This window comes from Gloeocapsa sp. PCC 7428 (assembly GCF_000317555.1).
Lineage (GTDB): Bacteria > Cyanobacteriota > Cyanobacteriia > Cyanobacteriales > Chroococcidiopsidaceae > Chroogloeocystis.
Genome location: NC_019745.1, coordinates 1942172 through 1954680 on the forward strand (window position 1 = coordinate 1942172; position 12509 = coordinate 1954680).

At 42.7% G+C, this 12509-nt stretch carries 13 protein-coding genes and 1 tRNA gene; 7 read left to right on the plus strand and 7 right to left on the minus strand.

Annotated features, from left to right (window positions below; all coding sequences use genetic code 11):
- Positions 1-122: 122 nt before the first annotated feature.
- The 3 genes from GLO7428_RS08545 to GLO7428_RS08555 form a co-directional block, all read right to left on the minus strand.
- Complete coding sequence (locus GLO7428_RS08545; RefSeq protein ID WP_015188167.1) at positions 123-506, minus strand: hypothetical protein; 384 nt, start codon at positions 504-506, stop codon at positions 123-125.
- A gap of 4 nt (positions 507-510) precedes the next feature.
- A complete protein-coding gene (locus GLO7428_RS08550) occupies positions 511-1227 on the minus strand; it encodes a hypothetical protein (RefSeq protein ID WP_015188168.1) in 717 nt (238 codons plus the stop codon).
- 139 nt (positions 1228-1366) lie between these two features.
- Positions 1367-1438: transfer RNA gene (locus GLO7428_RS08555), tRNA-Thr, on the minus strand.
- A gap of 301 nt (positions 1439-1739) precedes the next feature.
- Here GLO7428_RS08555 and argF point away from each other — a divergent pair.
- Positions 1740-2657 carry an ornithine carbamoyltransferase gene (argF, locus tag GLO7428_RS08560; protein ID WP_015188169.1) on the plus strand — a complete coding sequence of 306 codons (918 nt, stop codon included), beginning with the start codon at positions 1740-1742 and terminating at the stop codon, positions 2655-2657.
- Positions 2658-2762: 105 nt separating this feature from the next.
- Here the strand turns inward: argF and GLO7428_RS08565 are convergent, their stop codons facing one another.
- Entirely contained in the window at positions 2763-3503 is a 741-nt protein-coding gene (locus tag GLO7428_RS08565; RefSeq protein WP_015188170.1) for a histidine phosphatase family protein, read from the minus strand.
- 280 nt (positions 3504-3783) lie between these two features.
- Between GLO7428_RS08565 and lexA the strand changes: the two genes are divergently transcribed.
- From lexA to GLO7428_RS08590, 5 genes are all read left to right on the plus strand, one after another.
- Positions 3784-4389, plus strand: a complete 606-nt coding sequence (gene lexA, locus GLO7428_RS08570; RefSeq protein WP_041918564.1) for a transcriptional repressor LexA — start codon at positions 3784-3786, stop codon at positions 4387-4389.
- Between the two features lie 184 nt (positions 4390-4573).
- Entirely contained in the window at positions 4574-6082 is a 1509-nt protein-coding gene (locus GLO7428_RS08575) for a DNA phosphorothioation system restriction enzyme (protein WP_015188172.1), read from the plus strand.
- Between the two features lie 191 nt (positions 6083-6273).
- The gene (dxr, locus tag GLO7428_RS08580; RefSeq protein ID WP_015188173.1) at positions 6274-7467 is read left to right on the plus strand and encodes a 1-deoxy-D-xylulose-5-phosphate reductoisomerase; all 1194 of its coding nucleotides are present in this window, start codon (positions 6274-6276) and stop codon (positions 7465-7467) included.
- Between the two features lie 146 nt (positions 7468-7613).
- Positions 7614-7814, plus strand: coding sequence for a hypothetical protein (locus tag GLO7428_RS08585; protein ID WP_015188174.1), 201 nt, complete (start codon positions 7614-7616; stop codon positions 7812-7814).
- Positions 7815-8318: 504 nt separating this feature from the next.
- On the plus strand, positions 8319-9194 hold the full coding sequence (locus GLO7428_RS08590; RefSeq protein WP_015188175.1) for a tetratricopeptide repeat protein: 876 nt from the start codon (positions 8319-8321) through the stop codon (positions 9192-9194).
- A gap of 58 nt (positions 9195-9252) precedes the next feature.
- On the opposite strand, the gene GLO7428_RS08595 is transcribed toward GLO7428_RS08590, so the two are convergent.
- Entirely contained in the window at positions 9253-10599 is a 1347-nt protein-coding gene (locus tag GLO7428_RS08595; protein WP_015188176.1) for a deoxyguanosinetriphosphate triphosphohydrolase, read from the minus strand.
- Between the two features lie 256 nt (positions 10600-10855).
- Here GLO7428_RS08595 and GLO7428_RS08600 point away from each other — a divergent pair, with 256 nt between their 5' ends.
- Positions 10856-11080, plus strand: a complete 225-nt coding sequence (locus GLO7428_RS08600; RefSeq protein ID WP_015188177.1) for a hypothetical protein — start codon at positions 10856-10858, stop codon at positions 11078-11080.
- Here GLO7428_RS08600 and GLO7428_RS08605 read toward each other — a convergent pair.
- Both GLO7428_RS08605 and GLO7428_RS08610 read right to left on the minus strand, forming a co-directional pair.
- Positions 11077-11820, minus strand: coding sequence for an ABC transporter ATP-binding protein (locus tag GLO7428_RS08605; protein ID WP_015188178.1), 744 nt, complete (start codon positions 11818-11820; stop codon positions 11077-11079). The genes GLO7428_RS08600 and GLO7428_RS08605 overlap by 4 nt on opposite strands.
- Before the next feature lie 30 nt (positions 11821-11850).
- Positions 11851-12351 carry a hypothetical protein gene (locus GLO7428_RS08610; RefSeq protein WP_196797568.1) on the minus strand — a complete coding sequence of 167 codons (501 nt, stop codon included), beginning with the start codon at positions 12349-12351 and terminating at the stop codon, positions 11851-11853.
- Between the last annotated feature and the right edge of the window lie 158 nt (positions 12352-12509).

Sequence of the window (12509 nt, forward strand, 5' to 3'; positions counted from 1 at the left end):
AAGTTCACGTAGGTGAACTTATTCATACTCGACGGGCAAAGACATACCTTCTTATCCTCTAGTATGCTTGCCGCACACTTTGTTTAAACAGCCCCGACTTTAGTCGGAAGGCGTCTGTAATTTTAGTTCCAATCGGCTTGCTGTGATTGTCTAGCTTCGTATTTTAAGCGATCGCCTTCATCTTGAATTTCCTCAGCCAAAGCTTTGATATCGTCAGCAATTGACATCATTGCTTGTTGCTTTTGCTTAAGAATCGCTAACTCATTGTCATAGTTTCCCGCAACCCGATCGATTTCTGCAAAGAGTTCTTTGTATTCGTCGGGTGGATTCTCTAACCAACTCGTAAATTCTGTTTGATGTTGCTGTACGATTGCTAGCGCTTGTTCCCAAGAGGCTTTACGGCGCATATCTAGCGATTTAAGAACCTCATATTTTGTCTTAAGTTGCTTGATTGTACTAACTGCGGCGATCTCATAGACTGTAGCTTTGAGTTTTTGCAGATTCATATTTTTACCCCATTGTGGGTTCTGCTGATAGCTTTTTTAATTTATGGAGAAATTGCTCGTTCGTTGCGCGCAATTGTTCATTTTCTGCGGTTAAAGTCAATATTTGGCGATCTTTCTCTGCAATTAAAGCTCGTGCTTCATCACGTTCCCTCTTATATCGTTTTGTGTGTGCAACTCTTCCCCCTAGACTTTGATTGTTTCTAGCAAGCTTGTGGCTATGCTGTTCAACTGCATCGTACTGCTTCTTAAGTTGCTCTAACTCTTTTTGTAGTTCTTTTACGGCATTGTTGTTTTCAATCTCTAATCGTAGCGCTTCATTCTCTGTCAACAAAGAAGCCACGCGCGTTTCTAGCTGTCGCACTTCCTGATCTTTGCCGAAAAGTTTTTCTTGCAGTACTTTGATAAGACGTAGTAACTGAGATCTGTGTTGACTTATTTCTTGGTAAGAATGTTCAATCTCTTGAGCGCGATCGCGTAGACAACCAGCCCGATATTGAAGAACCTGTGCTGTACACTCATATTTGATAATCGCAATTATGCGACTGCGTTCTGGTTCTGTTAGCTTTTGCACCTCAGCGCTTTGCCGCAGTAGGTCATAGTTAGTATATTCATGACGCAGTACTTGCGTTGGTATGTGTTCGGCGATCGCTGCGATTCTGTCGTGGTTTTTTAACTGAACTCTGTCGTGCCAATAATCGAATAACGCTTTATTATCTAACATAAAATGACTTTTGTGCTGTTGCCTTTAATGCCACAGTACAAAAAAGCCGTGTACAAACGTGTTATCTTGAAGCGGCTTCAAGAAATCTTTATCGAGCTATGCAGGTTTCCCCGACTATTTTTCATATTCGAGCTTCAAAAGCTGGTGACAAGATTTGAACTTGCGACCGGCTGATTACAAATCAGCTGCTCTACCACTGAGCTACACCAGCACAATAATTAAATATAGCAAACATAGAGGCATTGGATCAAGACTTTTGTCAAAGCCAAGTAGGTGAGCATAATTAAATATCACTCTTGTTAAGTTGGGTAATCGGTAATGGCTAATGGGAAGTTACTCAATATTCTTACCAATTACCAGTTACCCGTTACCAGTGACCAACCTTTTGATTACGTTTATTTTCCCCCACTTACTGATTGTTACAAAACGACTATCTATTCACTGGGCTAACTGAAAAAAATCTGGTACGGTTTATCTTTATCAGGTAAACGCAGGTAATATCCAGGATTGGCATGGCAGCATTCACAGGACGCGATTTATTAAGCTTGGCTGACTTAGATGCAGATGAAGTGAAACAGTTGTTGCAACTTGCAGCAGAATTAAAAGCGGGAAAGCAACTGCACTGTAATAAAGTCCTAGGATTGCTGTTTTACAAAGCTTCGACGCGCACGCGGGTGAGTTTTTCTGTCGCGATGTATCAACTCGGCGGACAAGTGATTGATTTGAATCCGGATGTCACTCAAGTCAGTCGCGGCGAACCTGTAGAAGATACCGCGCGGGTTTTAGATCGGTATTTGGATATTTTGGCAATTCGCACGTTTGAACAGCAGCAACTTGAAACTTTTGCGCGCTACGCCAAAATTCCGGTAATTAATGCGTTGAGTGACTTAGAGCATCCCTGTCAAATATTAGCCGATTTATTAACCGTTCAAGAGTGTTTTGGTAATTTAGAGGAATTGACGTTGACGTATGTCGGTGATGGTAATAACGTAGCGCACTCGTTGATGTTAGGTTGTGCGTTGGTGGGAATGAATGTCCGCGTTGCAACACCTGCGGAATTTGCACCAGATGCGAAAGTTGTCGCGCAAGCGCAAGCGATCGCCCAAAACAAAACCGAAGTCACTGTCACCCAAGATCCTGAAGCTGCGGCAAAAGGGGCGGCGGTGTTATACACTGATGTGTGGGCAAGTATGGGGCAAGAATCGCAAGCAACTTCAAGAATTCCTGTCTTTCAGCCGTATCAGATTAACGAACAATTATTAAGTCTTGCTGATGCTGAAGCGATCGTTTTGCACTGCTTACCAGCGCATCGCGGTGAAGAAATTACCGATGGTGTCATCGAAGGTTCTCAATCTCGCGTGTGGGATCAAGCAGAAAATCGACTTCATGCACAAAAGGCTTTGTTAGCAAGTTTGTTGGGCGTAGAGTGAGAGTGCTTCTGATTCAAAGCTGATCTTTGAGGAAGCAGAGGTGCAGGACTTGATATATATAAAAGTTAGGAGTCTGAAAGCAGCACACTGGGAAGATATTGCTGTTTAATTTGACAATTTTGCCCATTCTTCAGGAAGCATATTTGCTACAATCTCGAAACTACTACCGTTTGGTCTGAGGATATAAGCAACGCCTTGCGGTTCGGGATAAATTCCTGTTGCGGCATCAAAAACATCGTCGTGACCGACAATGACTGTATTAGTACCATTTGCAGGGACAGCCGTTAATAATGGCGTTACAGCTTCTCGCATCTGGCGGATTTGTGCTTCGGTATAGTCTTCTGCTGGTGCAAAGTTCAATCGCGCATCTTTCTGGTAGCGATTAAATGCGATATCGGCTGTTTGCCAAGCGCGGCAATATTCACTAGAGTAAACTTGACCTACTGGAATCTTTAACGCTTGAAAAGCTTTGCCAATCGTTTTGGCTTGTTGCCATCCTGTCTCACTAAGCATTCGCTGTGTTGAACAATCTCCCATTTTGGCGCTCACTTGGTCAGCATAATCTTTTTCAGTTTGAGCGTGCCGGAAGTAGATGACGTAACCACCATCACGCAGCGCATTGAGCAACTCTGCGCCACTGAGTTTATCTTGAAAAGTTGATTGTTGATAGCCCTCGCCGCCTTCACCGCCTTCGCCACCTGTTGCCGAAGTTGCTACTGTGGAATTGGGTGTTTGCGCTTCGTTTGCTTGTGGACTACTAGGAGTATTCGTGTTACAGGCATTCATTGTCGTCGCAACAAGTCCAAGAGCTAAAAATAGCTCTACCGCCTTGGATTGCTTGTTCATAGTACTTGAGAAGAGTTAGCAAAAATTTTCTAGAAATTAGGTTACGCTGAATTAGAAAAAATTGTCAATAAGTGCGCACAGAAATTGATACAATTTTAATTATTTTGTGCTGTGATATTTATTTGTAGCAACCTTAAAATAAATGAGTGTGAGTAAATACAGCGATCGCACGGCTGTAAAATTCTCAAGAAAAATTATTTTTTCACTATTTTTGCTATTCGGGGCAAATATGTAGTACGAATGTTCTTATAGACCTTTGTATTTTGGCTTCCGAATTATGATGGAACCTCTCACCGAAGCTCAACAAGAATTATATGACTGGTTAACCGAGTATATTCGCCAACACCAGCATTCGCCCTCGATTCGCCAGATGATGCAGGCGATGAATTTGAAATCACCCGCGCCGATTCAAAGCCGTTTAGAACATTTACGCTTTAAAGGCTATATTGAATGGACAGAAGGTAAAGCCCGCACAATTCGGATACTCAACCGCGCACAACAAAGTGTCCCTGTTTTGGGTGCGATCGCCGCAGGTGGTTTACTTGAACCTTTCACGGATACTGTCGAACAATTAGATTTTTCTAACTTATTTTTACCGCCGCATACGTATGCTTTGCGCGTAGTTGGTGACAGTATGATTGAAGATCTCATTACCGAGGGTGACTTGGTGATTATGCGCCCAGTATCCGAACCAGAAAAACTGCGCAATGGCACAATTGTCGCGGCGCGAGTAGACGGATATGGTACAACTTTAAAACGATTTTACCGGCGCGGCGATCGCGTCACGCTTAAACCCGCAAATGCTAAATATAGACCGATTGAGGTGGCGGCGACACAGGTACAAGTACAAGGTCTTCTTGTTGGCGTTTGGCGCGATTATAACTAAGTAGAGGTCAGGGATCGGGGGTCGGAGGTCAGCGTTAAAAGCGCATTGAGGCAATAACTCTGTGCTTCCGCTCGATTGCTATGGCTCAACGGAGATCTTGTATCTATTAATACTATACAATTCAATAATATTACTGTACACTTAAAGAAAGTTGGAAGTCGCTGAAAGTTTGGGATTGCATCAGATGTATTTACAACAATCTCCTGATAAAACCTATGCGAAGCGATATTCCGACTTTCTGCGCGACCGCAACCGACTGCGATTAGTCGTCGCCGCAGAAAACAAAAGCGACTATCAAGTTAATCAGATACCGCGTGGGTGTCCGCTTATACCAGCAACAATTCACCTACGTCCGTATCAGCATCAAGCTGTCGCCAGTTGGTTTGCGAATAATGGTAGAGGGACGTTGAAAATGGCAACGGGTAGCGGTAAGACAATTACAGCGCTGTCTATCGCTGCTGAACTTTATCAAAAAATTGATTTGCAAGTTTTGCTTGTTGTCTGTCCGTATCAGCATTTGGTGACACAATGGGCAAAAGAATGCGAGAAGTTTAATCTACAGCCAGTGTTAGCTTTTGAAAACTTGCGTAGCTGGCATTCCATACTATCAACGCAGCTATATAACGTGCGTTCTGGTAATCAACGGTTTTTGACTGTGATTACAACAAATTCGACGCTCATCAGTGATAGTTTTCAATCGCAATTGCGATATTTTCCTGAGAAAACATTAATTGTGGGAGACGAAGCGCATAACTTAGGCGCACCAAGATTAGAAGAATGTTTACCGCGCAACATCGGGTTACGCTTGGCGCTTTCTGCAACACCGGAAAGGTATTTTGATGATGTGGGAACGCAGTCTTTATTTGATTATTTTGGTTCAGTTTTACAACCAGAGTTTACTTTAAAAGATGCGATCGCCCAAGGTGCTTTGGTACATTATCTTTACTATCCGATTTTGGTAGAACTAACCGAAGCAGAAAGTCTAGCTTACGCGAAGTTAACCAAAAAAATTGGACGCGCATTATTATGGCAACAACGCGACAACGTTGCGATAGAGAATTTAGATTATGAAGACTTAACGCCATTACTGATGCAACGCGCAAGGTTAATTGGTGCGGCGGAAAATAAGTTAAACGCTTTGCGCGATTTGATGAGGAGTCGGTGCGAAACGACGCATACGCTATTTTATTGCAGCGATGGTACGCAAGAAAATCGGCGATCGCGATCGGCAAACGATCAACTTGAAGCTGTCGCGAGAATCTTAGGCTTAGAACTTGGTTATCGAGTCAGTACCTACACCGCCCAAACACCACTATCAGAACGCGAAAAGTTACGTCATCAGTTTGAAACTGGGGAGTTGCAAGGTTTAGTGGCAATTCGCTGTTTAGATGAAGGAGTGGATATTCCAGCAATTCAAACGGCGGTGATTTTGGCAAGTTCGGGAAATCCTCGACAATTTATTCAGCGTCGAGGGCGAGTTTTGCGCCCGCATCCAGGCAAAGAACGTGCCACAATTTTTGACATGATTGTTTTACCGCCAGAGTTGGACCGCGAAACTTTAGAAGTTGAACGCAATCTCTTACGCAAAGAGTTACGGCGGTTTGTCGAGTTTGCCGATTTGGCGGATAATGCAGGGGAAGCCAGGATGAAATTGTTAGACTTGCAAAAAAGATACGGTTTGTTGGATTTTTAGGGGAATTGTTAGCTCCTAAATCCGCCACTTGTGGGAGACTTTGAAAGGGGTTCAGTTCTTCTATAAAAGTGGAGGGCTAATCGTGCTGCAATTGATTAATACCAAAAATAGACCACCGCGATTTTGAAGTTATTGAAACGCTTGTCCCCTTAGAATCTTATATTGGAGTTACTGCTGATTCTTAAATTGTTGTGAAAGCGATTACTCTTCTTGGCTCCACTGGCTCTATCGGTACGCAAACCCTCGATATTGTGGCGCAGTATCCCGATCAATTTCGGATTGTCGGTTTGGCGGCTGGGCGTAATGTAGAAATGCTTGCGGTTCAGATTCGACAGTTTCGACCAAGTATCGTTGCAATTTGTGTGGAAGACAAACTTCCCGAACTCAAAGAAGCGATCGCCGATCTCGATCCACAACCAATTTTGCTGGCTGGTGAAGCTGGAATCGTCGAAGTGGCGCGTTATGGCGATGCGGAAACGGTTGTTACAGGAATTGTCGGTTGTGCTGGGTTATTACCAACAATTGCAGCGATTGAAGCGGGTAAAGATATCGCTTTAGCTAACAAAGAAACGCTGATTGCTGGTGGTCCGGTTGTGTTGCCGTTAATCGAGAAATACGATGTAAAATTATTACCAGCAGACTCCGAACATTCCGCAATTTTTCAATGTCTCCAAGGTGTACCTGATAAAGGATTGCGGCGGATTTTACTGACAGCCTCTGGTGGCGCTTTTCGCGATCTTCCTGTCGAAAAGTTAGCGCAAGTTAAAGTTGCAGATGCCTTAAAACATCCTAACTGGTCAATGGGTAAAAAAATTACGATTGACTCGGCGACGTTGATGAATAAGGGCTTGGAAGTTATTGAGGCGCATTTTCTCTTTGGGCTTGACTACGATCGCATCGATATTGTCATCCATCCGCAAAGTATTATTCACTCGTTGATTGAATTGCAAGATACTTCAGTGTTAGCGCAGTTGGGTTGGGCGGATATGCGTTTACCGTTGTTGTATGCATTATCGTATCCTGAACGCATTTATACAAACTGGGAATCTCTCGACTTAGTAAAAGCAGGGAATTTGACGTTTAAAGCCCCCGATCACCAGAAATATCCTTGTATGCAACTTGCTTACGCCGCAGGTAAAGCTGGCGGATCAATGCCAGCCGTATTGAACGCAGCTAACGAACAAGCGGTAGCATTATTTTTAGAAGAGAAGATTCGCTTTTTAGATATTCCTCGGTGTATTGAACGTGTATGCGATCGCCATACCGCAGATAATTGTACAAATCCATCGCTAGAGGACATTGTGAACGCGGATCGTTGGGCAAGACAAGAAGCGATCGCTGTTTGTGAAGCGTTGGATAGTAGGATGGTTAGTCAGCTTCAATAGGAAGATTTTTGCTTCATAAATCCACGCCACTTGCACTCAACAGAGGAAACTCCGCACCGCAGTGGCTCCCCAACTGCGGCAGGGTTGTTTCAAAGTAAGGGGAGAAAAATTAGACTAGGCTCAATTGATGTGCTCCAGTGACAACGATGAGTCTAATTGCACATCTCAAACAAGTGCTATACCGCGCTGCTCGTGGTCAACGGCATCGATTATGGTTGGTTCTATTGCTGATCATCCTGGGAGCGATGATTGGGTACTGGGGATATCGTCCTTTAGCCGAGTTTACCCAACGCTATGGCAGAGAATGCCGCAGACTGGAACTGGCTGAAGACACCCCAGTGCCTTAGTACTCTACCTTTGGCCGCGTGATGCAACAGTTGGATTATCAAGTGTTAGCAACACTGTTCACGCAATGGGTGCAATTGTTCGCACCAGGCAGAATCAACGCGGACGATTTGCCTCTGCCAACTGGTCAGTGGTGCGCAACTTCTTCATCACCCTCGCTCGCGCTTTGGGCTTCACCTCGATGGCATCTGCCAAGCGAAAGCTGGCAAATCAGTTGGACATCATTTTCCCTCTCCTACAATGAGACAACCCTGCCCATGTGTAGGGGGACTTTTAGTGATTGAGAAATTTTCTGTCTCTTTTCACTTTTCGGAGACAAGATTTGAATTTATGTAGGAGGTTTATTGAGCTAGGCGATCGCCCTCTTAAAGATATTCCCTTTATAAAGACATAAATTCACCAATTTTCTGGGAAATTTGATAAGTTATCACTGGAATTGATTATCTGTAGCGTAAGTGCAAAATAGCACCACAAATAAACAATAAACCTCATAATTACGTAAAGTTATGAACCGCCTGAGAACTAGCATTGCGATTTTAGGAATTGTCTATGTTTTGGTGAATGCGCCGACCGTGGTTGAAGCAGAAACAACACAACCGACGATCGAAACAAATATCCAAAACTATTACAACCAAGGTGTTAAACAGTACAGTGATGGTGATATTCAAGGTGCGATCGCGAGTTTTACCGAAGTGATTCGTCTCGATCCTGGTAACGCAGCAGCTTACGAAAATCGTGGTAACGCCCGCGACGACTTGGGAGATCATCAAGGTGCGATCGCTGATTACAATCAAGCAATCAACATCAATCCTAACAATGCGACAACTTACTACAATCGGGGAATTGCTTACGACAGGTTAGGAAACAACGAAGCGGCGATCGCTGATTACAATCGCGCGATCGCATTCAATCCTAAGTTTGCTTCAGCTTACAACAGTCGGGGAATTCTGCGGTTTGCGCTGGGTGACGAACTCAACGCGATGGCTGATTTTAACCAAGCAATTCAACTCGAACCAAATCGACCTGGATTTTATTACAATCGCGGTAATGCGCGGCGACGTCGCGGTGATAATCGCGGCGCAATCCTCGACTACACTCAAGTCTTACAGTTAAATCCCAAAGACGCTGATGCGTATTTTAATCGCGGTATTGCGCGGTATAACGAGGGAGAACACCAAAGTGCGATCGCAGACTTCAACCAAGCCCTACAAATCAACCCTAATTACGCAGAAGCATACTACAATCGCGCACTTTGCTACAGTGCAATAGGTAACAATCAGCAAGCATTGCAAGACTTCCAACAAGCGGCAAACCTCTATGAGCAACAACAAAAACCAGAGTATTATCAAGATGCTCAAGAACGCATTAGAGAATTGCAATAATAAGCAGAGGTGCAGAGGAAGCAGAGGAAGAATAGTGTTTTAGATAACTCACCACTATCTACCTTCCACCACGCGGTAACGAGATTCCTTTAATTTTCTTAAATAGGGAAACTGCATAAGAATCGGTCATTCCTGAAATATAATCGGTGACGTTTAAAATTTTGGTATAAAGTTCTTCATCAGTATCATTAAAATTAGGTAACAGTTTTTTCGTCAAATAGCTTTTTGATAAGTTATTGTTAGTGACAGCGCTAATAAACTCTTCTAATAAGCCTCCAAGAACTTGATATCCAGCAACTTTTACTTCGACAACTTCACAGGCTTCATAGACATTTCTACGAGTTAGTTCTATAATTTCTTCTAATTTGAATCCCGACTCAATTTGCGAAGTTAATGGACTATCAAAGGTTCCTGATAGTATTTGTTCTTCATAGTCGAGAAAAACTTGTTTAACTTCAATAATTAATTTATGAATTGCTTTTGCTCGTAGATACTTAATATGTTCCTTTTTATCATCTAAATCCTCTATGTTTTCTCCTACTAAAATATCACTCAACCACATTTTAGCTTCTGCATAGTCGATATACCCCATCGAAAAGCCATCTTCTAAATCTACGATATGGTAGCAAATGTCATCAGCAGCTTCAACGAGAAAAACTAAAGGATGTCTGCACCACCAAGCAACATTCTCTTTGCGCCGAATCAATCCTACTTCGTCTGCTATTTGCGTAAATAGCTCTTTTTCTTCTTGAAAAAAGCCATGTTTTTTAGTACTCTTCTTATTAGAATTACTATTGTATTTATTAAATGAATTACTAGTAAGACCTGCTTCTCTAGGATATTTAGTAAATGTTGCTAAAGTTGCGCAAGTAAACTGTAAGCCTTGCCGATGTTGTGGTTTATCAAGTTTTGTCAGAATTCTAAAGCCTTGAGCGTTACCTTCAAAATATTTAAAGTCCGCTTGTTGTTCAGGAGTTAATAATGATAAGACTGCGGCTGCATTGGGAGATTTAAACCATTCTTGAATTGCATCTTCTCCCGCATGACCGAAAGGTGGATTACCGATATCATGCGACAAACAAGCTGCCGCGACAATATCACCAAAATCGCGAGCCGTATAATCTTGTAATTCTTTGGCGTGGCGTTTAACAATTTCTTGGCCGACAAGCGTTCCTAAAGTTCTCCCTACACAAGAAGCTTCTAAACTATGACTTAAGCGACTGCGAATATAGTCATTATCTACTAAAGAAAAAACTTGTGTTTTGTCTTTTAATCTTCTAAAATAAGAAGAGAAAATAATTTTGTCAAAGTCCTTTTCAAAAGCTGTCCGCCCAGGATCTACAATATTCAAATTGCCTGATAACCGACTACGGGACAGCAGTTTTTGCCATTGCATCGCTGACATAGTTAACATCCCATCAATTGTAAAGAATTAGGAGCCGTTGAGAAATCAGCGTGTATCCTAATATTATTTTGCTTTAGATTAAGAAGAATGATATCAAATCCGGTTGATTAGTGATAACACAAATGGTGATTCAAGGTGAAGGGTGTCTAGTCACGAACCACCAATAACAGCGTAACGATATCGATATTCTGATTATTTAACCAAAGATGATATAACACTTGATATAGCAGTCAGGGCTAAAAGCGAGATTTGGGTAATGCTTGTGCCAATAGATTTAATCGTTTTGATTGCGGCTTTGGTTGTAGCTTGGTTGGTATTCACGGCATTAATGAGAGTCGTTAAGACAACGCTTAGCACCGCACTAACAGTAGCAGCGATCGTGCTTATTTTACAAATTGGGTTTGGCGTTCAACCACAACAACTTTGGCAGCAAATCGTGCAGCTTCCACAAATGATTCGAGAATTATTGACGGGAAATTAGCTCCATTCAGCAGCAGTTTCTGCTTCAGCTTGAATCAAAGTTCGGCGTAAGTTTGCCCAATCGACTCTAGTATTAGGTTGATCCTGAATTAACTTACCTTGCTGTAAGTGCAAAACTCGCGTACAAAATAACTCTGCAATCTCTAATTGATGATTTACCATCAAAATTGTTGTTTGATGCGTTGTGGCTAAATCGGTTAAAACTTGTACTAGGTGTGATGCTCTACCTGCATCTAACGCCGATGTGGGTTCATCGAACAATAAAACTCTTGGTTGAATCACTAAAGCCCGCGCGATCGCAACTAACTGTCTTTGTCCTACCGAAAGTTGTAACTCGTTACGATCTAACCACTCTGCGGGAATATGCAAGACTTCAATACATTGCGAAACGCGTTGTTGAATTTGTGATTTTGGCAATTTGCGCAACACGAGGGGATAAGCGATCGCCTCTTGTACTGTCATTCCCAATAACTTCGACTCTTGCATTACGAGTACGATTTGTTGACGTAGTTGCAACACAGGAATTTGGCGATAGTCTTGATTTTCAAACCAAATCATACCCGCCGTTGGTTCGCTTAAGCGATTCAATAGTCGCAATAGCGATGTTTTCCCTGCACCAGATGAACCAACAATCGCAATGCGATCGCCCTTTGTAACATCAAAAGAAATATCTTGCAGTAAAGACTGTGAACCAATCGCAGCCGATAAACTCACCTGCTGTAAGCGCAGTTGTGTTGGCACTCCACACCTATTCCTGAAATACAACTTTGATTAAGTTAAATTACCACCTTGTGCTAGTGCAGTGGTAATTGTCCAAGCATCTACTAAGAGTAGTAGCACAGTAAACAGTAGCAAAATCAAATACATCCACGGCTGTGCTAAAGGTTTGACATCCGTTGTATCAATACCTGTTTTCGCTTGTACGTATTCAACCAACCGAGCAAAACCTGCTACTCGCATCGGTAACAAGTAACCTTTTCCCTCTTTACTTAAAAAATAGTAGACTAATCCGCCTTGACCTGTCGTGCGTGGTTTTAAATCCTTCACCTCCGCCCAAGGTAACGCCCACCCTTTACGAAAAAACTTTGGTACCCAGCGCGGATAAGTCACTTGAATTTGTTGTTCATCAACAATAACTCGTTCGCACAACGCTGCGTATAACGCCACAGCCCCGATACCGATTCCTACCCACAACAACACCGGTGGAACAGGTGCTGCTGTAATACTTGATAAAAAAGGCAAAGGTACTGTTAAAGCAATGTACAAACTCATCAACGTTATCCGAATGATGGGCGAGATGCGAAACGTTGTATTTTGAGTAGGCGCATTCACAACCACGATTTAACCACAAGAATATTTGTTTATCCTTTATTATTACCTTGCTGCTGCTATTCTCATCCAGTGTTGCTCAATTAGCTTATCCCGCCCCC

Coding starts and splice junctions, on each gene's coding strand:
- GLO7428_RS08545 (WP_015188167.1), bottom strand. CDS start 506: ATGAATCTGCAAAAACTCAAAGCTACAGTCTATGAGATCGCCGCAGTT.
- GLO7428_RS08550 (WP_015188168.1), bottom strand. CDS start 1,227: ATGTTAGATAATAAAGCGTTATTCGATTATTGGCACGACAGAGTTCAG.
- argF (WP_015188169.1), top strand. CDS start 1,740: ATGGCAGCATTCACAGGACGCGATTTATTAAGCTTGGCTGACTTAGAT.
- GLO7428_RS08565 (WP_015188170.1), bottom strand. CDS start 3,503: ATGAACAAGCAATCCAAGGCGGTAGAGCTATTTTTAGCTCTTGGACTT.
- lexA (WP_041918564.1), top strand. CDS start 3,784: ATGGAACCTCTCACCGAAGCTCAACAAGAATTATATGACTGGTTAACC.
- GLO7428_RS08575 (WP_015188172.1), top strand. CDS start 4,574: ATGTATTTACAACAATCTCCTGATAAAACCTATGCGAAGCGATATTCC.
- GLO7428_RS08585 (WP_015188174.1), top strand. CDS start 7,614: ATGAGTCTAATTGCACATCTCAAACAAGTGCTATACCGCGCTGCTCGT.
- GLO7428_RS08590 (WP_015188175.1), top strand. CDS start 8,319: ATGAACCGCCTGAGAACTAGCATTGCGATTTTAGGAATTGTCTATGTT.
- GLO7428_RS08595 (WP_015188176.1), bottom strand. CDS start 10,599: ATGTCAGCGATGCAATGGCAAAAACTGCTGTCCCGTAGTCGGTTATCA.
- GLO7428_RS08600 (WP_015188177.1), top strand. CDS start 10,856: ATGCTTGTGCCAATAGATTTAATCGTTTTGATTGCGGCTTTGGTTGTA.
- GLO7428_RS08610 (WP_196797568.1), bottom strand. CDS start 12,351: ATGAGTTTGTACATTGCTTTAACAGTACCTTTGCCTTTTTTATCAAGT.